This window comes from Thalassolituus marinus (assembly GCF_020320395.1).
Lineage (GTDB): Bacteria > Pseudomonadota > Gammaproteobacteria > Pseudomonadales > Oceanobacteraceae > Venatoribacter > Venatoribacter marinus.
The window spans coordinates 55,055-79,763 of record NZ_JAEDAH010000032.1 but is presented as its reverse complement, the minus strand read 5'-3'; the positions used below and the strand labels follow the sequence as shown (position 1 = coordinate 79,763).

Here is a 24,709-nt window from a genome sequence, read left to right as displayed (position 1 = left end):
TAGCCCGTCCGGCGATAGGGGCGGTCCGACGTTTCGGAAGGCCCCTCTATGAGGACAAGGGGCCCGGAATATCCCACAAAAGTTGAAATGAAAATTTGTGGGACACTAGTGGGCTGATAGCCGCTTTTTTTATGTTCAGGCCTCTTCGCAGACGCTCTGCCGCTGCTCCTGAACGTGACGTCGAAAGCTGGCAGGGGTCACCCCGGTCCATTGCTTGAAGGCTCTTTCAAAGCCTCGACGGTCAGAAAAGCCCAGTTCAATGGCCAGCTGCTGCACATCTGCGTGACCATTCTCCAGAGCCTGTTTGGCTTTCTCCAGACGAACCTCTTTAAGCAGAGCGGAAAACTGACAGTTTTCTTCCTGCAGTCGGCGGGTCAGGGTACGACTGCTGGTACTGAGCAGGTCTGCTACCGATTCTTTGGTGATCGGAATCGATTCCGGCCACTGATAAAGAATGTGCATTACCTTGCGGCTGAATGGCTGCAGGTCTGAAAAACGCGATGATGCGCTTTCGGCCTGCATCTGCAGCGTACGAAACAGATCCGGGTTGGCTTGTGACAGGGGCTTGTCGAGTAAACGAGCAGAGAAGGATATCCAGTTATGAGGCTGGTTAAACTGCAGCGGAATTCCGAAATACTCTTCCATGCGATCTTTGTAAGACGGTGGAGGGAAGCGGAAGCCTGCTCCCTGAATCTGATACAGGTGTCCGCCAAATGCTTTGCCAGCGGTATGAATACTGGTGGCAATAAACTCAGTAAGAGCATGACTGCCGAACTGGCTACCCTCGGCAACGTAATACACGACTTTAATGCTCTGGTGACCAATAAACAGGTCAGGTGAGCGTGTATCGCTGATCAGAGAGTAATAGCGTCTGAGGATGGTCAGGGCTTCGCGGCCGGTCTGGCAGCTGCTGAGCAGAAAACCAAGCAGGTAGAAGCTGGGCAGATCCAGATGCTGGCCGGCGGAGAAGCCGATCGCAGGATCATTCAGCAATTTGCTTGATTGCTCTAACAGACGGTCAAACTGGCTGATGGCAATACGCTGGCTGGAAGAGTGCTCAGGTCGGGGTTCCAGTCCGGGGCTCAGCAAATCCATGCTGGAGAAACCTTTGCTTTCCAACAGCCGCATTAATGGTGCAAGCGCCGCCGATGTGATGGTATTGGACGGATGGGCAGTCATAGGCTTGGTATTATTGTTGTTATTTTTTGTTCTGGTTAACGTACCACCGGAAAGGTGTCAACGCCAGACAGTATTCAAACTTTTCTGTTAGCCAAAAGGTGTACGTAAAAAAAAAACGCATTAAAACAGAGTCTTAGGCTTGACGGCGGTATAGTGCATCCGTATTATACGCAGCCTCTGACGCGGGGTGGAGCAGCCTGGTAGCTCGTCGGGCTCATAACCCGAAGGTCGTCGGTTCGAATCCGGCCCCCGCAACCAACACTCACTGCTCAAGTGTTGATGATTATGTCAGAACCTTTTTAGCGCGGGATGGAGCAGCCTGGTAGCTCGTCGGGCTCATAACCCGAAGGTCGTCGGTTCGAATCCGGCTCCCGCAACCAATTAAAAAGCCAGCTTTCTTAAGCTGGCTTTTTTTATACCTGTCAGAGCGACCCTGGCGGTCGTCGCAGCGGGGCTGCCCAGCTAGGCGCCCCCGATTTAATCCGGCTCCCGCAACCAATTAAAAAGCCAGCTTTCTTAAGCTGGTTTTTTTTATACCTGTCAGAGCGACCCAGGCGGTCGTCGCAGCTGGGCTGCACAGTCTTCCATTATTACACCTACTGTTTTTCTTGTTGGCGAAATTTAACCCTGCATTGTCCCGATTTGTGCACCAGTCTGGCATAAAAGTCCCTTCTGCTTTACCTGATAGGCGGTAATATCCGTGGCTTCCTCGTTCTTACCCTTCGGGATTCGCATGTATAACAAGAATAAAAAAACGTGGGGGCTGGCGCTGGCGGCGTTGACTTCTGCGACCCTGCTATCAGGTTGTTCGTCCGCTTTTGACTGGCTGGCATCGCGTAATCTGGATACACCAGATGGTGTCACGGAAGTGAATGGTCTGCGCGCAGATGTCACCATTCGCCGTGACGACTACGGCGTGCCCTTTATTGAGGCGGATAGTCTGCACGACCTGGCGTTTGGTATTGGCTATGCGATGGCAGAAGATCGTCTGGCGCAGATGGTATCGATGAATCTGCTGGCACGTGGTCGCCTGTCAGAAATGACGGGTGAGCTGGCGCTGGATATGGACATCTACATGCGCACGCTGAATATCCCGCAGGTGATCGAATCACGTTATCAGGCACTGACGCCGGAGCTGAAGAATCTGCTGCAGCGTTTTGCCGACGGTGTTAACGCTTACCAGGATGCCCACGCCGATCGTTTGCCGATGGAACTGGTGATTAACGGTTATACGCCGGAAAGCTGGCAGCCATCGAATACGCTGGGGCTGTTTGTTCTGCTCAATCTGGGGGTGGGTTTTAATCTGCACGAAGAACTGGCGTTCCTGCAAATGGCAGAGAAGTTCGGTACCGAAAAAGCTGCATATCTGGCACCGGTTTACCCTGATGAACCGATTGATTTTGCCGAAGCCGATAAGCTGGCAGGAGTCAATCTGGCTGGTGCGGTCAGTGGTCAGCTGAGTTATCTGCAGCAGGTGGCTGACAAGCTCAGTACGCTGACAGGTAATGGCATTGCTGCTTCTAATAACTGGGGGGTTGCTGCTACTAACACCCAGGGCGGAAAAACGCTGGTTGCCAACGACACGCACTTGCTGCTGTCACAACCTTCTACCTGGATTCTGATGGGTGTTAAGAGCCCGGAGTACAGTGGGGTCGGCATTACTCTGCCGGGTATCCCCGCGATTGTCGCGGGTTACAATGGCCATATTGGCTGGGGTGAAACCATGGTTATGGCCGATACCCAGGATATTTTCCTTGAGCAACTGCGCACGCGCGACGGTCAGCGCGAATACCTCTATCAGGGCGAGTGGTATCCACTGCAGAAGCGTTCTGAAACCATTCGTGTCAAAGGCGCAGATGATGTGGTTATGGAGGTGGAATCAACTCGCCATGGTCCGTTACTGAATCCGGCCATTACTGGCCAGCCCAAGCACGAAATGATCGCTATTCCCTATCAGTCTGAGTACGGTCTGGCACTGAGCTGGACGGCACAGTTTGAGGACGACACCATTGGTTCTTTCTTTAATCTCGGCAAAGCGAAAACCATGGACGAAGCTGAGAAAGCATTGAACGGTGTCGGCTTTATTCATCTTAATGTGATTTACGGCAATGAAGATAATGTCGCCTGGCAGGTGACCGGGAACTACCCGCAGCGGAAGCAGGGCAGCGGACATTTTCCTTCTCCGGGCTGGAGTGGCGAATATGACTGGCAGGGATATTGGGGCGGAGAAAATACGCCGCGCGTACGAAATCCGCAAAGCGGTTTGCTTGGTACAGGCAACAACCGCACGGTAGAGCCGGGTTACAGTCCTGTGCTGACCAGTTCCTGGTATTACCCGGAACGTTCTGAACGCATTATGCAGATGCTGAAAGCTCAGCCCAAGCACAGTCGGGAAAGCATGCAGGCTATGCAGGCTGACCGTAAGGACATTCTGGTGGCTAAGGTACAGGAGTTGTGGGCAACAGGACCCTGGCTGCAGATGATCGATAACGCTCTGGCAGATATGCCTGAGGCGCAAAGAGTTAAGGCAGAACGTGTTCTGGGCAGTATCCGTGCGTTTGATGGCGAAATGGCTGAAGACTCCGCCAGCGCTGCCATCTGGGGCGGTTTTGAGCACACGCTGCTGCGCGAGATATTTATCGATGATATTGGCAGTGACGATTCACAGTTGTGGTCGGCGTTGATGGCATTAAACGGGCGTGCCTATTCCGGCTATCAGGATCACTTGCTGGGCAGAACCACTCCCGCGGGTGACTGGGCTCCGTTCTGGGACGATGCAACGACTGCCGAAGTCGAAGATCCGGGGCAGATTATTGTTCGTGCTGCCGCTGCCACCTGGGATTATCTGACTGCATTACAGGGGCAGGACAGCCAGCATTGGCAATGGGGCAAAATGGCGTTCTATCACTGGAAGACTGAAACGACGCACATGCTGCCATATCTCGATCCGGTTAAAGCCATGGTGGTTGGTAAGCTGGCGGAGTATACCGACCGAGGTCCGTACCCGGCCGGTGGCAATCGCAACACGCTGAATGTCGCGGGCTACGATCTGGGAAGCGATTACGAAGTGTGGAACATACCGGCGATGCGCATGATCGTTGATTTCAGCCAGCCAGAACCTTTGCAGCTGGTGATCGCCGGCGGTCAGTCAGGTAACCCGGCCTCGCCACACTACGATGATGGTATCGACCTGTGGTTGTCGCGTGTTAATCGTAGTTTGCCACTGAACAGCGATGAAGCAGTCAGTAGCCATTTCACATCGGTGCGTACGCTGAAAAGCAGCAGCCAGTGACAGCTGGCATAAAGCCGGTTAACGTACCGGCTTTATGTTTGTGGAGTGGTTATGGCCAAGCGCATTCTGATTACCGGTGCCGGGCGCCGCCTTGGCAAAGTTCTGGCTGAACACTATCTGGCGCAGGGCTGGTTCGTTGTTGCACATTACAACAGCGCCTGTGAGCTGGCAGAGCACAATAACCTGAGTTGTGTGCAGGCCGATTTAAGCCGCCGTGATGATGTGCAGCGGTTGTGTGATGAATTGCCGTCGTTCAGTCAGTTTGATGCAGTCATTCACAATGCTTCCTGCTTTATTCCGGACACCAGTGCCAGCGATACGCTGCAGCATTTTGAACTTCATTACCGCGTGCATGTGGAATCACCGGCAGTGATTACCGCTGCGTTGGGTCCGCTTTGGTCCGATCAGGCGGCGATGATCTGTATCTCTGATATTTATGCAGATATTCCCAATCAGCGTTTTTCGGCCTATTGCGCATCCAAAGCGGCGCTGCAGAACTGGTCACTTAGCATGGCGCAGCGGCTGAAAGGTCTGGTCAGGGTGAATGTGATTCAACCGGGGCCGATTCAGTTTTTACCAGAGCATGACGACGCTTACCGGCAAAAAGTACTGTCGCAGTCACTGGTTGGTAAAGAGCTTGGCTACGGTGCGATCGTTAAAGCCTGCGATTACTTGCTGGCCGCAGACGCGGTAACCGGCTCGGTGATGCGGGTCGATGGTGGCCGCTTTGTTGCCAACCGTTACGATCAGACATTCACCGACTGATGCCAGCGAGCGCTGATTAAGCGGTAATAGCTGTCTTCCGGTTCAATAGCACGGCAGAGCTCGGTAGATTCGGCGTTGCCCAGAATATCCAGGTCGATCGTCCGGTCGCGGGTTTTCCGCGACGGACTTTTGGGCTCGCGTCCCAGCATGGCTTCAATGCGCAACAGCTTTTGTTTGAGCAGTGTTGGTGGCAGCTCGCTGTGCAATACGACCAGCTGGTTTTTAAAGTCCGAATGAAAGGTGTCACCGACGGCTTGTGTCGCCAGACGCTCTGATGTCAGGCATATCTCACCAATAGCGCTTAATTCCCTCAGCGCCGCATCCATATTTTTGTCAGTGCAGATATTGCTGCCAAGTCCGATCAGATAAAACACAGTGAATCTTTTTTAAAAAGTCTGCGCCTAGAATTCCGTGAGTGGCGTGATGAGTCAAGCAATACGGCCGAAATAGCTGGTCAGAAAGTGTGAAAAACAATCATGTGGTTTGGCTTTCGGTTCAGTGTGCAGGTTAGATAACCCCATGGTGCTGTCAGGGAGGACGATACCATGGATGCATTTCTGCTTATTCTTTGTCTGCTGTTTGTTTTATTTATGCCCGTATCGGTTGTTGCACTGGAAGCGCCGCCACTGATGCTGGCCAAAAGCTACCAGCAGGGTATTAATGTTGCTGATTATTACGTCAGTGAAAAACTCGATGGTGTGCGAGCCTACTGGAACGGTCGGCAACTGCTGACGCGCAGCGGGCGTGTAATAAAAGCGCCCGCGTGGTTTCTGGCGGTACTTCCGGCCCGCCCGTTAGACGGTGAACTGTGGATGGGGCGAGGCCGTTTCAGTGAGGTCAGCGGTATTGTTAATCGTCGCCAACCCAGGGATCAGGACTGGCAACAGGTCACCTACATGTTATTTGATTTGCCGGATATGGAAGCACCTTACACTGAGCGGTTATGGGTGTTGCGTACGCTGGCGGCCCAATACGGCTCGGCTCATGTCAAAGTCCTGGAACAGACCCGTATCAGCAACGACAAAGAACTGAATGAACGACTGACCCGCGTCACCGCAGCCGGTGGCGAAGGGCTGATGCTGCGTCGCGCTCGTTCACTGTATCAGGTCAGCCGCAGTGACGATCTGCTCAAGGTGAAGCTGACGCTGGATGACGAAGCGAAAGTGATCGGTTATGTGGCAGGTGAAGGGAAGTACAGGGGCGCGCTGGGCGCTCTGATTGTGCGCATGGAAGATGGGCGCCAATTCCGTCTGGGGAGCGGCTTCAGCGATGAAGAACGCCAGCATCCACCGGCAATCGGCGAGTCGGTGACCTTTGCTTATAACGGGCTGACCGAGCATGGTTTACCGCGCTTTGCTCGCTTCCTCCGTGTTCGGCCGCCGGAATGAATACTGGCGTGGTAAACTGCTGCTTTTAAATATTTCCTGAAAATAATGCCCAGAACTATACAGCGCCCGCTGCCTGATGGTTGGACTTTCCCTGACCTGCACCCGGTTTTACAGCGGGTCTATGCCGCCCGTGGTTTGTCCCGGCCGGGTGATCTCGAACTCGGTCTGCAGGCGCTGATTCCCTACAGCAGCATAAAGGGAATCGATACTGCCGTTCAGCTGCTGGTTCCGGTTGTCACGCAACAGAAGAGATTGCTGATTGTCGGCGATTTTGATGTAGATGGGGCAACCAGCACTGCGCTGGCAATTCGGGCACTGCGTTTACTCGGAGCACAGAATCTCGATTACCTGGTCCCAAACCGCTTCGATTTTGGCTATGGGCTGTCGCCGGAGCTGGTTGAGGTCGCCCTGACCATGAAGCCGGATCTGATTATGACGGTGGATAACGGCATTGCGTCCCATGACGGTGTGGCGGCGGCACAAGGTGCCGGGATTCCGGTGCTGGTTACCGATCATCATCTTGCCGCAGCGACGTTGCCGCAGGCTGATGCCATAGTGAATCCGAATCAGCCGGGCTGCGAGTTTCCATCGAAAGCGGCTTGCGGTTGCACGGTTGTTTTCTATCTGATGCTGGCGTTGCGTGCATATCTGCAGCAACAGCAGTTGCTGGCAGTAGCGCCACCCAATATGGCACAGCTTCTTGATCTGGTGGCACTGGCTACCGTCGCTGATGTGGTTCCACTGGATCATAACAACCGTATTCTGGTTGAACAGGGGCTGCGACGTATTCGGGCGGGTCATGCGATTGCCGGTATTCTCGCCTTACTGCAGGTTGCCGGGCGGGAGTCGTCGCGAGTGATTGCAGCTGATTTCGGTTTTGCCGTTGGCCCACGACTGAATGCGGCAGGGCGTCTTGACGATATGTCGCTGGGAATTGAATGTCTGTTAACGGATGATCCGCAGCGCGCATTGGAACTTGCGCGTCTGCTGGATGACATGAACAAGGATCGTCGCCAGATCGAACAGGGCATGCAGGATGAAGCGATGCGCTTTCTGCAGTCGTTTGATCTCAGTGGTGAGATGCCTACCGGCTTGTGCCTGTATCAGCCCGACTGGCATCAGGGTGTTATCGGCATTCTGGCTTCGCGTATCAAGGACAAGGTTCATCGTCCGGTCATCGCGCTGGCCAGGGACGACAGTGGCTGTCTGAAAGGCTCGGCGCGGTCGATTCCCGGATTGCATATGCGCGATGCACTGGACGAGGTGCACAAGAAAGCGCCGCATCTGATGAAAAAATTTGGTGGTCATGCGATGGCGGCCGGTCTGACACTGAATGAGGATGGGCTGAATGAGTTTACCCGCCTGTTCGATCAGGTCTGCTCGGCTCATCTGAGTGAGGCTGAATTAACGCAGACGCTGGAAACCGATGGTGCATTGCAGGTAGCAGACTACTCGCTGGAACTGGCCCATGCCCTGCGTTGGGCAGGTCCCTGGGGGCAAGGCTTCCCGGAGCCGCAATTTGAAGGTGTATTCACACTCGTTCAGCAACGGGTCGTTGGTGAACGACATCTTAAGCTGGTTCTGCAACCGCAGGGATCGGATCTGGTGATAGATGGCATCTGGTTTAACATTGATACGCAGCGCTGGCCGGATTATTCCGCTACACAGGTTACCTGTGTGTTTCAGCTGGATGTGAATGAATTTCGTGGTCGTCAGAGCGTTCAGCTAATGATTAAAGACATGAACAGCAACTAGGCAGGAATATTATGCGTTCACCAGGGATTGGCGGCGTACTTCTGCTACTGATATTGCCTTGTTTTGTGCAGGCGGAGATGTATCAGTGGCGGGATGAACAGGGACAGATTCATTTTTCCGATCGGGCTCCACCCCGGATTCAGGCCGATGAGGTGGCGTTGCCTGAAGTTCTGAATGGTTATAAGCCTGCTGCTGTTTCGCCAACTGAGCGTTTCAGTTCTGATACTGATAGCGCTGCAGATAAGCGCAGACAGCGGGCACTGAACGCTGAAAAAGCTGAACAGGTAAAGCGCAATAAAGAGGAGAGATGTAAGGATCTGCGTTTGCAGGCGCGACTGAATAATATCAGCCGCTCTCGAAATTCAGACCTTGTAAGTCTGACAAAAAAGCAGCGTAAACGGGAAAAACTGTGGGCAGATATTCGCCGTTACTGTCACTGATATTCAGCTGCGGTGACCTAACACTTCTTTCTTGAAGCGCTCGCTGACCGGCTTTTCACCAATCCAGATTTTCAGCAGTGAATCATTCAGGTCTTTACCCGGAATGGAGCCGCGCACATTGCCATCGATAGCAATGATGGTGCTCTGGGATTCAGGGTGCCATTCAATGTAACCAACAGTGCCTTCGACAAACTTGTGATCAAACAGCGATACCAGTTGTTCCAGACGCTCGCTCAGTTCTTCCATTTTCTCTTTGGAAACGTTGATCGACAGACCATCCTGAATAGCGTTGGTAAAGCGGCGAGCACTCACGCGTGATGACGTGACATAAAAGGTCATGCGACGGGCAACGTCGGCATCGATAATCTGTTCGTCAGCGAGGGTGTTGTCACCGATATACAGTGCACCGACATAAACCTCCACGAAACCATATACACGGCGAATAGACGCACCGCGCATGTGCAATTCAGGGGAGTCTTTGGTGGCGGGTAACAGTTCCGGAACATCGACGCCTTCGAGGGTCAATGCCTGAGCCTGCAGGGCCCACATGAGCAGAAAAGATAACAGCAGTGAGCGTATCATACAGCGGCATCCTATTTATTATTTTATTGATTATGGAATGAGCCAAGAGTAGTTCTTCTGGGCCATCGGATGCAAGGACAAATCGGTCCCATCGGGTCAGAAAATGGCTCTGTCCGGCAAAATTGCCGGACAGATTCGAGTAATTACTCAGTTTGTGATGAACCTTTGATTCTGTATGTCAGTTTCATGACCAATACATAGAACAGAGGCACAAAGAAGATGGCAAGGAAGGTTGCCGCGAGCATGCCGCCAATCACCCCCGTACCAATCGCCTGACGGCTCATAGCACCTGCACCGGTACTGACCGCCAGAGGCAGTACACCCAGAATAAAGGCCATGGAAGTCATAATGATCGGACGCAGTCGCATACGCGCCGCTTCGATAGTGGCTTCCAGCAGACCTTTACCCTGTTCAACCAGAGATTTGGCAAACTCTACAATCAGAATGGCATTCTTGGCTGACAAACCGATGGTGGTCAGCAGGCCAACCTGGAAGTACACGTCGTTACTCAGGCCACGGCCGGTAGCGGCCATCAGAGCGCCCATCACCCCCAGTGGTACAACCAGCATCACTGAGAACGGCACCGACCAGCTTTCATACAGGGCAGCCAGACAGAGGAATACGACCAGCAGTGACAATGCATAGAGCATTGGTGCCTGTGAGCCGGATACCTGCTCCTGATACGACATGCCGGTCCATTCGATGCCAACCCCCGCTGGTAATTTGGCAACAATCTCTTCAATGGCCTGCATGGCATCGCCGGTACTCAGACCCGGAGCGGCCTGACCCTGAACGTTCATAGCGGGTACGCCGTTGTATCGTTCCAGGCGAGGGGAGCCATACTCCCAGCGTGTGCTGGCAAAGGCAGAGAATGGAACCATCTCACCCTTGTTGTTGCGTACATACCATTGTTCAAGATCCTGTGGCAGCATGCGGCTTGGCGCATCGCCCTGAACGTATACTTTCTTCACCCGGCCGCGGTCGAGGAAGTCGTTGACGTAAGAGCCCCCCCAGGCTGTGCTCAGAGTAGAGTTTACGTCGCTGACGCTGAGGCCAAGAGATTTCACTTTCTCGTAGTCAATATCGATACGGAAGACCGGAACATCTTCCATACCGTTCGGACGTACCTGGCTCAGACGCGGATCCTGCGAAGCCATGCCGAGCAACATGTTGCGCGCCTGCAGCAGTTGTTCATGACCCAGGTTATTACGATCCTGCAGCATCACATCGAAACCGGATGCGGTACCCAGTTCCGGAATAGGCGGCAGGTTAATCGGATAAATGGTGGCGTCCTTAATCTGACTCAGGGCCCCCCAGGCACGACCAATGACTGCACCTGCGGCGAGTCCCGGCTCCTGACGTTCATCCCAGTGCTTCAGTTTAACGAAGCCAATCCCCATATTCTGACCCATACCGGCAAAGCTGAAGCCCGCCGCGGTGAAAATGGATTCAACTGCGGGATCGTTCATATAGTGCTCGCGCATCTGATCCATAACGACAGCCGTACGCTCCTGCGTGGCACCGGCAGGGAGCTGCACCAGGTTGAGCACGATGCCCTGATCTTCTGTCGGCAGGAACGAGGTAGGCAGACGCACATAGAGGAAGGCCATCAGCACAACCATGCCCAGATACACCAGCATCATGCGCACAGGACGTTTGAGTGAGCCACCAACACTGTTGGTATAACCACCGGTTGCTTTGCTGAAGAGGCGGTTAAACCAGCCGAAGAAACCTTTCTGATGTGCCAGTTCACCTTTGTGGGCAGGCTTCAGAATGGTGGCACACAGAGCTGGTGTCAGCACCAGAGCAACGATGACCGACAGCAACATGGCGGACACAATGGTCAGCGAGAACTGACGGTAAATGGCACCAGTAGAACCGCTCATAAATGCCATCGGTACAAATACCGCAGACAGCACCAGGGCAATACCGATCAATGCCGAGGTTATCTGTTCCATGGATTTACGGGTGGCTTCGCGCGGTGACAGACCATCTTCGTCCATAACGCGTTCAACGTTTTCCACCACCACAATGGCGTCATCCACCAACAGACCGATGGCGAGTACCAGACCAAACATGGTCAGGGTGTTAATGCTGTAGCCAAAGGCATACATCACACCGAAGGTTCCCAGTAATACCACCGGCACCGCGATCGTCGGGATCAGGGTGGCACGGAAGTTCCCCAGGAACAGGAACATCACCAGGAATACCAGCACAACCGCTTCGATCAGCGTGTGAACCACTTCCTCAATCGAGATCTGTACGAATGGTGTTGTATCGTACGGGTATACAACTTTCAGATCACTCGGGAAGAAGGCAGACAGTTCTTCAATCTTGCTGCGCACAGCCGTGGCTGTGTCCAGCGCGTTGGCACCCGGTGCCAGCTGAATAGCAATACCGGTTGCTGGTTTACCGTTGTAGTAACCCAGCACCGAGTAATCCTGTGCACCAAGTTCGATTCGGGCAATATCTTTCAGACGGACCTGAGAGCCATCGGTGTTCACTTTCAGCAGAATGTTCTCGAACTCTTCCACCGATTCCAGACGGGTCTGGGCAATGATTGTGGCATTCAGCTGCTGGCCACTGACAGCCGGCAGACCACCAAGCTGGCCAGCGGCAAACTGACTGTTCTGGGCGCCAACGGCGCTCTTAACATCCAGTGGCGTCAGGCCGAAGGCGTTCAGTTTTTCCGGTTCCAGCCAGATACGCATCGCGTACTGAGAACCAAATACGCGCATTTCACCTACACCGGTCGTACGCGACAGCGGGTCTTTCAGGTAACTGTTGGCGTAGTCAGCCAGATCCGAGCGGCTCATTTGTCCGGAGTCTGAGATTAGGCCAATAACCATCAGGAATGAAGTCGACGCTTTGGTCACACTCAGACCCTGCTGGGTAACTTCAGTTGGCAGCAGGGCTTCCGCCAGTGACAGCTTGTTCTGTACCTGAACCTGTGCAATGTCCGGATCAGTACCCGGTGCAAAGGTGAGGGTCAGGGTAACGCTACCAGCGCTGCTGCTCTGTGATGACATATAGAGCAGGTTATCAATGCCGGTCATGTTCTGTTCGATCACCTGAGTGACCGTGTCTTCCAGCGTTTTTGCTGAGGCACCCGGGTAGGATGCAGCGATACGAACGGAAGGCGGCGCAATACTCGGGTACTGCTGGATCGGCAGACTGATCACCGACATAGCACCCGCCAGCATAATAATGATGGCGATTACCCAGGCGAAAATCGGCCGGTCGATAAAGAATTTAGCCATAAGTCAGGATGCTCCTTTACAGCTCGGTTTCTTCTGGCGCAACCGGGATCGGGTCACGGGTACGAGCCATCTGCAACTTCTGGATACCGCTGACAACTACGCGTTCACCAACTTCCAGGCCGGCTTGCAGCAGCCATTTGTCGCCAATCGCGCGGGTTACCACAATATTTCTCATCTGTGCGGAACTATCGGTGCCGACAACCCAGGCAATGGTTTCACCTGTGGCCTGACGCATCACCGCTTGCTGTGGCACCAGAATGGCATCGTTGACCAGGGTGCTTGGCACTTTGGCGCGTACAAACATACCTGGCAGCAGAGTAGCGTCTTTGTTGTCGAACAGGGCGCGCAGGTTGATGGTGCCGGTACCTTCATCCACGCTGACGTCTGCAAACTGCAGGGTGCCGGTTTCGGCAAATGGCGTGCCGTCATCCAGCTCTACAGTAACTTCGCGGGACAGATCCGGGTTTTTCATGCTCAGCAGTGATGCAGCAGGACGCTTAACGTCGACGTACACTGGTGACAGCTGACGGATAATGGTCAGCGGTGTTGCCTGCTGCGCCGATACCAGAGCACCTTCGGTAATAGTCGAGCGGCTGATAACACCGGAAATAGGGGCGGTGATCTCGGTGTAGCTGAGATTAATGCGTGCAGCGCGGACGGCGGCCTGTGCTGCTTTTACCTGCGCAGCAGCCTGTTTGGCGGCGGCATCAGAGTCATCCACTTCCTGAGCGCTGATCGCCGACTTCTTCGACAACTCTTTGTAGCGCTTGGCTTTAAGACTTGCTGTGTAAGCGTTTGCTTCGGCTACTGCCAGCTGAGCTTCGGCGCTGGCCAGGTCTGCTTCATACAGGGTCGGATCAATCTGATACAGTTTGTCGCCAGCGTTAACCGTTGCACCTTCGGCAAAGAAACGCTTAAGGATAATACCGCTTACCTGAGGGCGGATTTCAGCGGTACGGAAAGCGGATACCCGGGCTGGCAGGGTGTCCTTCAGTTCCAGTGTTTCGCTGTTCAGTGTCACCACACCGACAGCCGTGGGTGGCATTTGCATGGCCTGAGATGCACCACCCTGTTCGTCACTGCACCCGGTCAGGGTCAGTACCAGGGTGGATGCGGCAACTAAGAAACCGCGGCGGGGAAAAATTCGTGACATTTCCGGCATCCTTAATATGAGAAATCTTGGTTAGCAGAAAGAATTCTGCTGAGGCTAGTTGACTTTATATCTGTTGCGAATAATTCCTACTAGCGCCCCGAAACGGAATGGATTGTTGGCTCCGATGAAACAATAGGGGGTTGAGTAGTTACAATAATTCAGTCTCTGTGTTTACTACTTATTACAACGCAACCAGATGGGGCAGCTATCCTTCAGTGTAGGTAACCACCCGGAACTCGCCCATGAAAGCGACCGTTATTTCTGTTCTGGTGTTGACGGTACTGCTGATTGCCTGGTTCTGGCCAGTTCAGAAAGAGGCTCAGTCGGTGATTATTGTCGCTGATCTCAGCAGTCAGCTGGCGGAGCGGGATCGTCATCTCGCAACGGATTTGCCGGTCTGGCTGAATGAGGCGGCAGCACAGGCTCATCAACGCCTGAATATTCTGTTTCTCGACAGTCATCAGCCAGCAGGAAAGCTGGTTGAACAACTGGAAACCCATCTTGCCAGCGGTGTTCACATTGTCATGGGCTGTGGCGATTCCGCCTGCGTCAGAACTCTGATTCCCGCGCTTGAACGCCATAAAGCGGTCCTTTTGTATCCGGCAAGTTCGGAGGGATTGATCGATTCAGATCAGGTGGTGCATCTTGGCCCTGTGGCGAGTCAGTACCTGTTTCCTTCCATCAGCTGGATCCGTCACAACCTGGGCCGCAATATCATGTTTATTGGCAGTGAATCCGCACGTTCCCACATGCTGGCGCGGTTGATTTCAGGGCAGCTGAATGCAGATAAACAGCTGTCATTGATTGACAGGGAGTTCATGCGTGATAGCAGTGAAATAAGCTCGATTATTGATAAGGCAAAGTACTACAAATCTGACGTGATTGTTTTTGATGCTTGTGAATGGATAGCCGTACCGGGGTTCATTTCCGGATTGGAAAGCAGTGGTGCCAGCGTCTTTTCACTGTGTATTGACCAGCGCCCGGCGGACGAGTCCTCGCTCTACTATGTCTCGGGCTACTACGACAATCGCCATAACCCTGAAAATGTGCGCTTAAAGAGCCTGTTAGGTGAACTGAATCCGGTCAGAATCAATAGTCACTGGATGGCGCAACTGTGGCAGCAGGCGCTCGACAGTGATCATCTGAATTCTTCGCGCCAATGGAAAGAGCATTTGCGCAGCAGTAATGCACTGATTGCCAGTGGTCCTGCGCAGATTGATCAGCACCTGGAGGGGACATGGCGCCCTGTATATATCATTAAAAAATCGTCTGATCGTCTGACTGATGGAGAGGTTCTGATGTGGATGTCAGATCAACCTCTTCGCCCTGTGATGTTTCCCGGACTGGAAGCGCCGTCTGACTGGCTTCATTTTCTGACCATCTACTGGCGCAATGCCGGCGGAGAATGGCGCAGTGCGATAACCGGGTCTTCGTCGTCATGAAACCGGTCTTCTTCTCCCGCCTGCGGCAATTTGAATTCCAGTCGATGCGCGCCCGGCTTCTGTTCTGGATGACCTTGCTGGTGATGTTGCCTGTCGTGCTTCTTGTGGTGATTGGCCTCGGCTATGCCGAAGAGCAGCTGAGACATCGGGTTACTACAGAAATGCGCCATTCGGCTGCAACACTGATGAAGACGCTGGATGGTCGGGTAGACGTGCAGATTGAAGACAACCGGATTCTGTCCCGCTCTCCTTATCTGCAACAGGCTATGAAAGCCTTTTCGGCGGTTTTCGGCTCGCGTGAAATCTATTCCATGGAATACCAGGAACTGGAGGACCGTTACCGCAATTATCTGGCCTATTACGCTGAAAAACAGGGCTTAACCGACTTATTGCTGGTGAACTTGGATGGCGATGTTGTGTTTTCCGCTTCACAAAGTGCGCTGTACGGACGCAACCTGCTGCATGGTGACTTTATCGGCAGTCCGTTGCGGAAGGCTTTTGAGCGGGCACTCTGGCATATGGATAGTGTGATTGAAATCAGCCCGGCAGATACAGAACAGTACGCCACACTGGCTGCTCCGGTGGTTGACCGGGATATTCTCGGAGTGGTCATTCAGATGCCATCGGTCAGTATTCTGGGTCGTCTGATTGAGGTGGAAAGCAACGATTCGGATGTTCTTCAATCCCTGTATATCGCCAGTGATGACGGCACCTTTCAGCAGATAGGCCAGCAGCTGAGCACCCGCTCTGGCAGCCACCTTAATCGCTTGCTGACATCTTCCTATCTTGGCGCTGATATCAGTGCGGAGATCAACGATGACGAGGCTACCTGGCTGGTCAGTCTGAAGCCCGTGCCTGCGCTCAACGGTGTGGTTATGGTGCGTCAGAATAAAAGTAAGGCACTTGCTGCTGTCAGAGATCTGAGGATCAGTGCCAGTATCGGTTCGGGAGTATTGATGGTGGTCCTGCTGATGGTCGGGAGGCGGGTGAGCGGTACCCTGACCCGGCCACTGAAAGAACTCGCTGTGAATTTTGAGAAAATCGGCAATGGTCAGCGTCAGGTGCGTGTAGACGAAGACCGTCGTGATGAGCTTGGGATGCTCGCTCGGGAGTTCAATCGCATGGCGTCGTCATTGCGCAATACTCAGGCACAGCTGGTTCAGACTGAAAAGATGGCATCGATTGGCCAACTGGCAGCGGGGGTTGCTCATGAGATCAATAACCCGATGAGTGTGGTAACCGCTAACATCGACACCATGCGCCAGTATACCGATGTCTATATTGTGCTGATTGATCTGTACGACCGTTATATACGGGCTGTGACCGACGGAAATACGGAAGACGCTGAGCAGCTGGCCGAAAAAATTCTGCAGTATCAGCAGCAGGAAGATATCCAGTACGTTTATGACGATATGCGCAGTCTGGTAGAGGAATCTCTGACGGGGCTGGGGCGAGTGAAACATATTGTTGGCAGTCTGCGTGTATTCTCAGAGCTGGATAAAGCAGAAGAACAAGCCGTAGATCTGAATGAAGTAATTCAGCACGTTATCGCTGATCTGCCGGCGGAAGTCAGACAAAAAGTGGTTATTGAGGTCGATATCCGCATCTGCGAACCCATTTGCTTTAAAGCAGAACAGATGCGGAAAGTGTTTGCTGCGCTACTCGACAATGCCTGGCGTGCCTGCGACGAGAACGGCAAAGTACGGATTCGCGCCTGGAGCGATGAAATACAGCACCTGATCGAATTCCAGGATAATGGGGCAGGTATTGAGGAAGCGCGTGTCGCGCATATTTTTAATCCATTTTTTACCACGAGACCGGTCGGAGAGGGGCTTGGGTTAGGGTTGTCGGTCGCTCATTCAATTGTGGAAGCCCACGGCGGCCATATCCGTGTGCAAAGCAAGGTCGGGCAGGGCACCCGCTTAAGAATTGCATTACCCCGAGCCAAACAAAGAGAGCCAGTCTGAGTCAGCGACATTTCCCCCCGGATGGGCTCTTGTTATAGTGATCGTCCACTGAAGTCTATGCCGGGAACGCATATATGTTGACGATGTTGGCCAAACTCCTCAAAGCGCTGAATTCCGAGTCAGCGCCATGGCAGGTAGCACTCGCTTTTTCTATGTCGCTGATAGTGGCGCTTACGCCGATGTTCAGCCTGCATAATCTGCTGGTTCTGTTGCTGGCGTTCGTTATTCGCGTCAACCTCAGCGCTTTCTTTCTTGGCGTGGCGGCATTCTCGCTGCTGGCTATGGTTATCGATCCTCTTTCAGTCCAGTTGGGAGCATCTTTGCTTGCACAACCGGGCTTGCAGGATTTCTGGACTGAACTTTACCAGTCGGATTTCTGGAGAATGACGGCGTTTAACCACACGCTGGTTCTGGGTGGTTTATTGTTGTCGTTGCTGGCGTTTATCCCGGTGTTTGTATTGAGTCGCTTGCTCATCGTTATGTACAGGCAGCGCCTGCTCAACTGGATCAGCCGGCTTAAGGTCGTTCAGGTCCTGAAGGCTGGAAAATTCTACAACCTGTATAAGTCGTTAGCGGAGTAAGACCATGAAGCAATGGATTCGCTGGTCAGGTCTGACCGCTTTTGTTGTCGTAGCCGCTCTGTTGGCTGTATTTTTTCTGTTTGCAGCAGGTCCTTTGATGAAATGGGGCATCGAGTACTTTGGCTCGCGTGCTGCCGGCGCAAAAGTCGATGCTGAAAATGTATCTCTGAGTTTCAGCCCATTGGGTGTACGGGTTGATAATCTCACTGTTGCCGATGCTGAAAAACCGATGCAAAACCTGCTGGAGTTTGAGCGCGCTGATGCACAGCTGGCTATAGGCCCTTTGCTGTTGGGAAAAGCGATCATTGAAGACCTTCGGGTAGATGGCCTGAAATTTTCAACAGCCAGATCTGTTGATGGCACGCTTGAGCAAGATGCCAAAGAGCCGGTTACCGAAGATAATATCGAGAATGATAAATCTCAGGACTCACTTCTGAGTGGTGTCGAGTTGCCAACGGCGGAAGAGATTCTGGCGCGTGAGCAATTGCATACAGAAACTGCGGGTAAGGCCTTCAGGGAAGCCTATGCGAAGCACCGCGGTTCGGTCGAAAGTACAATGGAGAGTATCCCGGATGGTTCAGCGCTGAGCCGTTATGAGAACGAAATCAAAGCACTGACTTCCGGTCGCTTTGAGTCTATCGAGGACTTCAAAGCGCGCAAGGCAAAACTGGACGAACTTAAAAAGCAGTTTCGTAACGATAAGCAGGCCATTGCGGAAGCCAGAAAGGCAATCTCTGAGGCTCGTTCAGAACTCGCACTCCGATTGAAAGAGTTGAAAGCCGCACCAGCCTGGGATATGGATTCAATCCGCAGCAAGTATCAGTTGACCGCAGAAGGAGCAGCTAACCTTTCTGCTTTGCTGTTTGGTTCTGAGGCCGGTGAGTGGGCGGAGCAGGCGCTTTACTGGTATGACAAGGTCCAGCCGTATCTCGACAGTGGCGAAGAAGCCAGCGAGGATGTGGCGTATGTACGTGAAGGTAGTTTCATTCATTTCCCAACGGACAACCCATGGCCGGATTTTCTGCTGCGCAATGCCCAGTTGTCGGCGTCAACCGTACGTGGCGATCTGATGATCTTCGTTGAAAATGTAACGCATCAACCGGATGTGCTTGGTAAGCCTGCCCATGTTGTTGTCAATGGCGCTGGCCTTGAAGATATCGAAGACCTGACTCTCGATGCCGTACTGGACCATCGGAAAAAGCCGGGAACCGATACGCTGACACTGAGTGTTAAAGACTGGACAGTACGCAGTATGAAGCTGGGCGTCGCCGGTGCGGAATTGCAAAAAGCGGTAGCGCAGGTGCAGGGGCTGGCAGTGGTTACTGAAGGAAATGTCAACGCACAGGCAGATATGCAGTTCAGTCAGACAGAGTTTTCTACGCAGGGTAAAACAACGCTGGCCAGGGAGCTGGGCTCGGCGCTGAAGGGAATTCGTAAGTTCGATGTTCGTGCCGGAGCACGTGGTAAGCTGACTTCACCAGCGCTGGAATTTGGTTCAGACCTCGATCGCCAGATCAGTGCTGCTTTCAGCCAGCGGATGAAAGCCAGACAGAATGAACTCGAACAGAAGCTGAGCTTAGCCATTAATCAGCGTCTGAATGAATATCTCGGCGGATCAGCACAGGATCTTCAGCGTCTGAATGAAATGGATGGAAGCCTGTCAGATAAGCTGGATCAGCTGTCGTCGCTGGGTGAAACAAAGCTGGAAGATTATCAGGCTCAGAAAGAGCGGGAAGCGAAAGAAAAAGCAGACCGTAAAGAAGCTGAGCTGAAAGCTAAACGTGATGCTGAAAAAGCAGAGCTTGAACGCAAGAAGAAAGAAGCGGCTGATAAAGCCAGAGAAAAATTGAAAAACCTGTTTTAAGAGATAGTAACATGCAGACCAGAAAGCTGACTGATGAAGAATTTAACGCGACACGCAATGCACCTTTACGTGTTGAGGACAGTACTCCACCGCTGGACTTCTGGTCTTATGTCGAAGCGATCCCTGCTGAAGATTTTGGCATTGCCGACTGCCGTGAAGGAAAAGTGACCCATGTTTATCGTATGGGGAACGAGTTTGAACACGTTCTGGTAAACAGTCAGTATCAGGGGGTCGCGATGGTGATTGTGATTGATCTTAAACAGGGACAGGTATACGGACACTACTTGCTGGATATTAATCCGCCGGGAACCAAAGAGGCTGAGTCTTAATTCAGACAACGATAAAAAAACGGGGCATCGCCCCGTTTTTTGAGTTCGTTCAGAAGAACAGCCCGGCTTCCAGCTGGGCTTCTTCGGTCATCATGTCACGGTGCCATGGTGGATCGAACACCAGCTCAACCGCTACCGATTCAACGTTAGGCACTTTGGCAACACGGTATTTCACATCAGAGATTAATACCGGGCCCATGCCACAGGTCGGAGCGGTCAGGGTCATACGGATATTCACCGCATGGCCATTAATATCGATACCGTAAATCAGACCAAGATCGAGCAGGTTAATCGGAATTTCCGGGTCGTAAATAGTACGCAGCGCCTGACGAACCTGGTCTTCATGCACCACATCATCACCGCGTTCTTCGTAGACAATGTCTTCCGATTCAAGGCCCAGTGCCGCCGCATCGGTACCATCCACGCGCAGCATATTGCCATGCAGCGTTACCGTGTAATTACCGCCGAGGGCCTGATTGATAGTCACAAAGCTACCCGCCGGAATCACAGTTGGTGTACCGGATGGAACCATACGGGCAGGGCACTCCTGATGTGCGACAACCATTCTGCGTTCCATAGCCTTCCTCTTGTGGTGTTGTTCCGTCGGGCGGATGTGTATTAATCAGCTGGTGGGCAGTGCCCACCCTACAGGGCGCGCATTATAGAGGCTTCTGAAGTTTTATCGAAGCCGCTACTTCAACGTAAGGCGTCCGGCAATGACTCTGAAGCGTTATCAAACCCGTAAGGCTTCTCTCAGTGGCTGGATGCAGCGCGAGGCGTCCAAATTACTCTGAAGCGTTATCGAAGCCGCTGATGCGAGGCGCAGCTGATTGAGGAAGCGGAGCGTACCGGGTTGTACGTGAGTATTCCGAAATCAGCTGCAACGACGCAGCAGCAATGCAGATAGCTTCAGACGTTGAAGGATTCCCCGCAGCCGCACAAGTCTTTGGCATTCGGGTTATTGAACTTAATCGTGCTGTTCAATCCTTCTTTGGTGAAATCGATCTCAGTGCCTTTGACAAAGGCGCTGGCATCGGCCGCCACAAACAACTTCACATCGTCTGCAACGGCAATGGTGATATCACCGTCGCTGGCTTGTTCCACAAACTCAATATCGTACTTAAAGCCGGAGCAACCGCTCTTCTTCACGCCCAGGCGAATACCCTGCATCTGCGGATTTTTCACCAGTTGCTTACGCACGTGGGTAATTGCTGCATCGGTCATGCTGACTGATGGCGCTGCAGTCGGATCAAAGCTTTTTGGATCAAAGGTTTCGGTGGTCATCCTTCCATCCTCACAGTAAAAACATTTTGGCTTTTTCGAGGCCTTTGAATAAGGCGTCGACTTCATCCAGGGTGTTGTAGAAAGTAAACGAAGCACGCACAGTGCCCGGCACTTTAAACTGTTCCATTACTGGCATCGCACAGTGGTGGCCGGTACGCACGGCAATACCTTGCTGGTCGAGCAGGGTACCTACGTCAGCCGGGTGTGCACCTTCCAGAATAAAGCTGAATACCGATGCTTTTTTCGCCGCATTACCGATAATCCGAATACCACCAATCTCTGCGGCCAGTTCATTGGCACGTGCCAGCAGAGCATCTTCGTGTGCAGCCAGCGCGGCACGATCGAGTGTATTCAGGTAATCGATGGCCGCCGCCAGACCAATGGCTCCGGCGATATTCGGTGTACCGGCTTCAAATTTATACGGCAGGCCGTTATAGGTGGTTTTTGTAAAGCTGACGTGCTCAATCATTTCACCACCACCCTGATAAGGCGGCATAGCATTCAGCAGGGCTTCTTTACCGTACAGTACGCCAATACCGGTTGGGCCAAACAGCTTATGACCCGAGAATGCATAGAAGTCGGCATCCAGCGCCTGCACGTCGATATCCCAGTGGGCAACCGCCTGCGCGCCATCGACCATGACTTTCGCGCCCATGGCGTGCGCCTGACTGATAATCTCGGCCACCGGGTTAATGGTGCCCAGTGCATTGGACACATGAACAACCGAAACCAGTTTTACAGCCGGTGTCAGCAGTTCGGCAAACGCGGCCATATCCAGCTCGCCATTGTCGAGCACCGGAATCGGCAGCAGTTCGGCACCGCTTTGTTCACACAGCATCTGCCACGGCACGATGTTGGAATGGTGTTCCATGCCGGAAACCAGAATGCGGTCACCGCTCTGAATATTGGCACGGCCCCAGGTACTGGCTACCAGGTTAATGGCTTCAGTGGTACCACGGGTCCAGACGATTTCTTCAGCTTTGGCTGCGTTTAAAAAGGCCTGAACGGTTTTACGCGCATTTTCAAATTGCTCGGTAGCACGATCACTCAGTGTGTGCGCGCCACGGTGCACATTGGAGTTGTCGTGCTCGTAATAACGCTGCAGAGCATCAATAACTGCTTTCGGTTTTTGCGTGGTAGCACCGTTATCCAGATAGATTAACGGTTTGCAGTTCACTTCCTGATGCAGGGCAGGGAACTGTTCACGAATACTGTTCAGAACGTCTGCTGACAGATTGCTCATGCGTTTTCTCCGGCAATGCCAGCCGCTTCATTTTCCAGCAGATGAAGGGCCAGATCCTGCTCACGGCCAAAACGCTGAGCCAGAATCGGGCGCAGCAGATTGGTAATGGCTTCGTCAGGCAGGGCCTCCAGCAATTCGTTAATAAAACCGAAGCTCATAATGACTTCTGCTTCACGTTTGCTGATGCCACGGCTGCGCAGATAGAACAGACCTTTTTCATCCAGCTGAGCAACGGTTGCGCCGTGCGCACATTTTACGTCGTCGGCGTAAATTTCCAGCTCAGGCTTGGTATTGATTTCGGCACTGTTGGTCAGCAGCAGGTTTTTGTTGCTCAGTTCAGCCAGTGTTTTCTGCGCTTGCGGATGAATATGAATACGGCCATTAAATACGGCTTTGGCTTTGTCGTTCATAATGCCGCGGAACACTTCATTACTGGTGCAGTGCGCTACCTTGTGCTCGATGCAGGTATGGAAGTCGACCAGCTGCTGATTCTGCGGAATATACACGCCGCTGATTTCACAGTGAGAGCCACCTTTGTTGTGGTTCACTACAAGATCGCTGCGGGTGATGCGGCTGCCCAGCGCCAGATGGAAGGCGTTGTACTGGCTGTCGCGGCCGAGATCGATATGAGTGCTGCCAATGTGCAGGGATTCTTCCTGCATCAGGTTCAGGCGGTAATGTTGCAGGCGTGCGTTGTCGCCGACCAGAATTTCCGTCAACGCGTTGGTGAAATTCACCTGGGCGTGTTCGTCGGAGCCGTAGTGCTCAACAACGGTAGCATCCGCACCGGTTTCCATCACCAGCAATATACGGGCGGTTACCGCAAACGGGTTAGCATTCTGCGTGGTCAGGTAGCTGATCTGCAGTGGTTGCTGCAGACGCTCATTTTTACCGACATGAATTAACACGCCTTCGTTCACGTTGGCATTGTTCAGGTCGTTAAACAGATGCTCAGAACCTTGTGCCTGAGTCAGTACGCTGTTCAGTTTTTCGCTGATCAGCGCCTGCTGGCCATCGTTTGCCTGACTGAACAGCGTGACTTGTTGCAGTGCTAAAGCATCGGATAACTCATTGCTCAGCTGGCCGTTAACGAATACCAGACGCGCGGCATCCAGACCATTAATGGTTGCTGCTGCAGTCAGTTGTTCATTGCTGCCAGCTACTGCCGGAGCGCCGTACTCATTGGCCAGCAGAGCGGTTAGCGAGGTGTATTTCCACGCTTCGGTTTTACGCGTTGGCATAGCGGCTTCTGCAAAAGCCTCGCGGCCCTGAGCATTGAGGGTGGTCAGCAGTGGCAGCTGCGCGACACTGTTGGCCAGTGCCAGCTGTTGTGTCTGAAATTGCTCTGCCATCTTACGCTGCTCCGTTATCGGAATTTTCCAGCCAGCCGTAGCCTTTTTCTTCCAGCTCCAGAGCCAGCTCTTTACCGCCGGATTTCACGATGCGGCCATTGGCCAGAACGTGAACGTAATCAGGCACGATGTAGTCAAGCAGACGCTGATAGTGGGTAACCACAATAAAGCTGCGCTTAGGATCACGCATAGCGTTAACGCCTTCAGCAACCACCTGCAGCGCATCGATATCCAGACCTGAGTCGGTTTCATCGAGGATGCACAGCTCAGGCTCGAGCAGCATCATCTGCATCAGCTCGTTGCGCTTTTTCTCACCACCGGAGAAACCTTCGTTTACGCCACGCTTAAGGAAGCTGGCATCCAGATTCACGGCTTTGCACTTTTCACGCGCCAGTTTCAGGAACTGCACGGAATCCAGTGCGTCTTTACCCTGATGTGCGCGTACGGCGTCAACTGATGCTTTCAGGAATTCGAGGTTAGATACCCCCGGAATTTCTACCGGATACTGGAACGCCAGAAACAGACCTTCGCGAGCACGTTCTTCCGGCTCCATTTCCAGAATGTCTTTACCGTTCAGTACTACAGAACCTTCGGTCACTTCGTAGCCATCACGGCCAGACAGTACGTTACCCAGCGTACTTTTACCCGCACCGTTCGGACCCATAATGGCGTGCACTTCACCTGGACCAATTTCCAGATTCAGGCCTTTCAGAATTTGTTTGTCTTCTACGTTAGCGTGCAGGTTTTTAATGCTGATCATGGTTGTATCTCGTTTAATCTGGCGCCCGGTGTCTGGCGTCGGGCGCTTTCGTTTAATTCTGGTCGGACGACTG

The 24,709-nt window shown here is 53.0% G+C and carries 20 protein-coding genes and 2 tRNA genes; 12 read left to right on the top strand and 10 right to left on the bottom strand.

All coding sequences use genetic code 11. The features are described from left to right. Positions 1–135 precede the first annotated feature (135 nt). The gene (locus I9W95_RS07015; RefSeq protein ID WP_225673271.1) at positions 136–1,179 is read right to left on the bottom strand and encodes an AraC family transcriptional regulator; all 1,044 of its coding nucleotides are present in this window, start codon (positions 1,177–1,179) and stop codon (positions 136–138) included. A 181-nt stretch (positions 1,180–1,360) separates the two neighbouring features. On the opposite strand from I9W95_RS07015, the gene I9W95_RS07010 reads away from it, so the two are divergent. The 4 genes from I9W95_RS07010 to I9W95_RS06995 all read left to right on the top strand — a co-directional run bounded on the left by I9W95_RS07010 (position 1,361) and on the right by I9W95_RS06995 (position 5,236). Further along, a tRNA-Met gene (locus I9W95_RS07010) sits at positions 1,361–1,437 on the top strand. Positions 1,438–1,482: 45 nt separating this feature from the next. Next, a tRNA-Met gene (locus I9W95_RS07005) sits at positions 1,483–1,559 on the top strand. A 353-nt stretch (positions 1,560–1,912) separates the two neighbouring features. After that, the gene (locus tag I9W95_RS07000) at positions 1,913–4,471 is read left to right on the top strand and encodes a penicillin acylase family protein (protein ID WP_225673270.1); all 2,559 of its coding nucleotides are present in this window, start codon (positions 1,913–1,915) and stop codon (positions 4,469–4,471) included. A 51-nt stretch (positions 4,472–4,522) separates the two neighbouring features. Next, positions 4,523–5,236, top strand: coding sequence for an SDR family oxidoreductase (locus tag I9W95_RS06995; protein ID WP_225673269.1), 714 nt, complete (start codon positions 4,523–4,525; stop codon positions 5,234–5,236). On the opposite strand, the gene I9W95_RS06990 is transcribed toward I9W95_RS06995, so the two are convergent. Then, a complete protein-coding gene (locus I9W95_RS06990) occupies positions 5,218–5,610 on the bottom strand; it encodes a 2-amino-4-hydroxy-6-hydroxymethyldihydropteridine diphosphokinase (protein WP_225673268.1) in 393 nt (130 codons plus the stop codon). The genes I9W95_RS06995 and I9W95_RS06990 overlap by 19 nt on opposite strands. Before the next feature lie 171 nt (positions 5,611–5,781). Between I9W95_RS06990 and I9W95_RS06985 the strand changes: the two genes are divergently transcribed. From I9W95_RS06985 to I9W95_RS06975, 3 genes are read left to right on the top strand one after another with little or no spacing between them, the layout of a single operon-like run. Then, the gene (locus I9W95_RS06985) at positions 5,782–6,624 is read left to right on the top strand and encodes a DNA ligase (RefSeq protein ID WP_225673266.1); all 843 of its coding nucleotides are present in this window, start codon (positions 5,782–5,784) and stop codon (positions 6,622–6,624) included. A gap of 45 nt (positions 6,625–6,669) precedes the next feature. Further along, on the top strand, positions 6,670–8,379 hold the full coding sequence (gene recJ, locus I9W95_RS06980) for a single-stranded-DNA-specific exonuclease RecJ (RefSeq protein ID WP_225673264.1): 1,710 nt from the start codon (positions 6,670–6,672) through the stop codon (positions 8,377–8,379). Between the two features lie 11 nt (positions 8,380–8,390). After that, positions 8,391–8,819 (top strand): DUF4124 domain-containing protein, encoded by a 429-nt coding sequence (locus I9W95_RS06975; protein ID WP_225673262.1) that lies wholly within the window; start codon positions 8,391–8,393, stop codon positions 8,817–8,819. A 3-nt stretch (positions 8,820–8,822) separates the two neighbouring features. On the opposite strand, the gene I9W95_RS06970 is transcribed toward I9W95_RS06975, so the two are convergent. From I9W95_RS06970 to I9W95_RS06960, 3 genes are all read right to left on the bottom strand, one after another. Continuing rightward, the gene (locus tag I9W95_RS06970) at positions 8,823–9,401 is read right to left on the bottom strand and encodes a chalcone isomerase family protein (RefSeq protein ID WP_225673260.1); all 579 of its coding nucleotides are present in this window, start codon (positions 9,399–9,401) and stop codon (positions 8,823–8,825) included. Positions 9,402–9,544: 143 nt separating this feature from the next. Next, positions 9,545–12,661, bottom strand: a complete 3,117-nt coding sequence (locus I9W95_RS06965; RefSeq protein WP_225673258.1) for an efflux RND transporter permease subunit — start codon at positions 12,659–12,661, stop codon at positions 9,545–9,547. 16 nt (positions 12,662–12,677) lie between these two features. Continuing rightward, entirely contained in the window at positions 12,678–13,814 is a 1,137-nt protein-coding gene (locus tag I9W95_RS06960) for an efflux RND transporter periplasmic adaptor subunit (RefSeq protein ID WP_225673256.1), read from the bottom strand. A 242-nt stretch (positions 13,815–14,056) separates the two neighbouring features. Here I9W95_RS06960 and I9W95_RS06955 point away from each other — a divergent pair, with 242 nt between their 5' ends. The 5 genes from I9W95_RS06955 to I9W95_RS06935 all read left to right on the top strand — a co-directional run bounded on the left by I9W95_RS06955 (position 14,057) and on the right by I9W95_RS06935 (position 19,997). After that, positions 14,057–15,256 (top strand): transporter substrate-binding protein, encoded by a 1,200-nt coding sequence (locus I9W95_RS06955; RefSeq protein ID WP_225673254.1) that lies wholly within the window; start codon positions 14,057–14,059, stop codon positions 15,254–15,256. Then, complete coding sequence (locus I9W95_RS06950) at positions 15,253–17,223, top strand: sensor histidine kinase (protein WP_225673252.1); 1,971 nt, start codon at positions 15,253–15,255, stop codon at positions 17,221–17,223. Before I9W95_RS06955 ends, I9W95_RS06950 begins: the two co-directional genes overlap by 4 nt. Before the next feature lie 74 nt (positions 17,224–17,297). Then, entirely contained in the window at positions 17,298–17,804 is a 507-nt protein-coding gene (locus I9W95_RS06945) for a TIGR03546 family protein (protein WP_225673250.1), read from the top strand. Positions 17,805–17,808: 4 nt separating this feature from the next. Then, on the top strand, positions 17,809–19,668 hold the full coding sequence (locus tag I9W95_RS06940) for a TIGR03545 family protein (protein ID WP_225673248.1): 1,860 nt from the start codon (positions 17,809–17,811) through the stop codon (positions 19,666–19,668). Between the two features lie 11 nt (positions 19,669–19,679). Then, positions 19,680–19,997, top strand: a complete 318-nt coding sequence (locus I9W95_RS06935; protein WP_225673246.1) for a hypothetical protein — start codon at positions 19,680–19,682, stop codon at positions 19,995–19,997. A 49-nt stretch (positions 19,998–20,046) separates the two neighbouring features. Here I9W95_RS06935 and sufT read toward each other — a convergent pair whose 3' ends face one another. From sufT to sufC, 5 genes are all read right to left on the bottom strand, one after another. After that, positions 20,047–20,574, bottom strand: coding sequence for a putative Fe-S cluster assembly protein SufT (gene sufT, locus I9W95_RS06930; RefSeq protein WP_225673244.1), 528 nt, complete (start codon positions 20,572–20,574; stop codon positions 20,047–20,049). 332 nt (positions 20,575–20,906) lie between these two features. Further along, positions 20,907–21,281, bottom strand: a complete 375-nt coding sequence (locus I9W95_RS06925; RefSeq protein WP_225673241.1) for a HesB/IscA family protein — start codon at positions 21,279–21,281, stop codon at positions 20,907–20,909. Positions 21,282–21,291: 10 nt separating this feature from the next. After that, positions 21,292–22,524: an aminotransferase class V-fold PLP-dependent enzyme gene (locus I9W95_RS06920; RefSeq protein WP_225673239.1), complete on the bottom strand. Its 1,233-nt coding sequence runs from the start codon at positions 22,522–22,524 to the stop codon at positions 21,292–21,294. After that, complete coding sequence (sufD, locus tag I9W95_RS06915; RefSeq protein ID WP_225673237.1) at positions 22,521–23,876, bottom strand: Fe-S cluster assembly protein SufD; 1,356 nt, start codon at positions 23,874–23,876, stop codon at positions 22,521–22,523. Before sufD ends, I9W95_RS06920 begins: the two co-directional genes overlap by 4 nt. Position 23,877: 1 nt before the next feature. Further along, positions 23,878–24,636, bottom strand: coding sequence for a Fe-S cluster assembly ATPase SufC (gene sufC / locus I9W95_RS06910; protein WP_225673235.1), 759 nt, complete (start codon positions 24,634–24,636; stop codon positions 23,878–23,880). Between the last annotated feature and the right edge of the window lie 73 nt (positions 24,637–24,709).

What these genes read in the sequence shown, in the direction of transcription:
- I9W95_RS07015 (WP_225673271.1), bottom strand. Translation starts at nt 1,179, where the DNA reads ATGACTGCCCATCCGTCCAATACCATCACATCGGCGGCGCTTGCACCA.
- I9W95_RS07000 (WP_225673270.1), top strand. Translation starts at nt 1,913, where the DNA reads ATGTATAACAAGAATAAAAAAACGTGGGGGCTGGCGCTGGCGGCGTTG.
- I9W95_RS06995 (WP_225673269.1), top strand. Translation starts at nt 4,523, where the DNA reads ATGGCCAAGCGCATTCTGATTACCGGTGCCGGGCGCCGCCTTGGCAAA.
- I9W95_RS06985 (WP_225673266.1), top strand. Translation starts at nt 5,782, where the DNA reads ATGGATGCATTTCTGCTTATTCTTTGTCTGCTGTTTGTTTTATTTATG.
- recJ (WP_225673264.1), top strand. Translation starts at nt 6,670, where the DNA reads ATGCCCAGAACTATACAGCGCCCGCTGCCTGATGGTTGGACTTTCCCT.
- I9W95_RS06975 (WP_225673262.1), top strand. Translation starts at nt 8,391, where the DNA reads ATGCGTTCACCAGGGATTGGCGGCGTACTTCTGCTACTGATATTGCCT.
- I9W95_RS06970 (WP_225673260.1), bottom strand. Translation starts at nt 9,401, where the DNA reads ATGATACGCTCACTGCTGTTATCTTTTCTGCTCATGTGGGCCCTGCAG.
- I9W95_RS06965 (WP_225673258.1), bottom strand. Translation starts at nt 12,661, where the DNA reads ATGGCTAAATTCTTTATCGACCGGCCGATTTTCGCCTGGGTAATCGCC.
- I9W95_RS06960 (WP_225673256.1), bottom strand. Translation starts at nt 13,814, where the DNA reads ATGTCACGAATTTTTCCCCGCCGCGGTTTCTTAGTTGCCGCATCCACC.
- I9W95_RS06955 (WP_225673254.1), top strand. Translation starts at nt 14,057, where the DNA reads ATGAAAGCGACCGTTATTTCTGTTCTGGTGTTGACGGTACTGCTGATT.
- I9W95_RS06950 (WP_225673252.1), top strand. Translation starts at nt 15,253, where the DNA reads ATGAAACCGGTCTTCTTCTCCCGCCTGCGGCAATTTGAATTCCAGTCG.
- I9W95_RS06945 (WP_225673250.1), top strand. Translation starts at nt 17,298, where the DNA reads ATGTTGACGATGTTGGCCAAACTCCTCAAAGCGCTGAATTCCGAGTCA.
- I9W95_RS06940 (WP_225673248.1), top strand. Translation starts at nt 17,809, where the DNA reads ATGAAGCAATGGATTCGCTGGTCAGGTCTGACCGCTTTTGTTGTCGTA.
- I9W95_RS06935 (WP_225673246.1), top strand. Translation starts at nt 19,680, where the DNA reads ATGCAGACCAGAAAGCTGACTGATGAAGAATTTAACGCGACACGCAAT.
- sufT (WP_225673244.1), bottom strand. Translation starts at nt 20,574, where the DNA reads ATGGAACGCAGAATGGTTGTCGCACATCAGGAGTGCCCTGCCCGTATG.
- I9W95_RS06925 (WP_225673241.1), bottom strand. Translation starts at nt 21,281, where the DNA reads ATGACCACCGAAACCTTTGATCCAAAAAGCTTTGATCCGACTGCAGCG.
- I9W95_RS06920 (WP_225673239.1), bottom strand. Translation starts at nt 22,524, where the DNA reads ATGAGCAATCTGTCAGCAGACGTTCTGAACAGTATTCGTGAACAGTTC.
- sufD (WP_225673237.1), bottom strand. Translation starts at nt 23,876, where the DNA reads ATGGCAGAGCAATTTCAGACACAACAGCTGGCACTGGCCAACAGTGTC.
- sufC (WP_225673235.1), bottom strand. Translation starts at nt 24,636, where the DNA reads ATGATCAGCATTAAAAACCTGCACGCTAACGTAGAAGACAAACAAATT.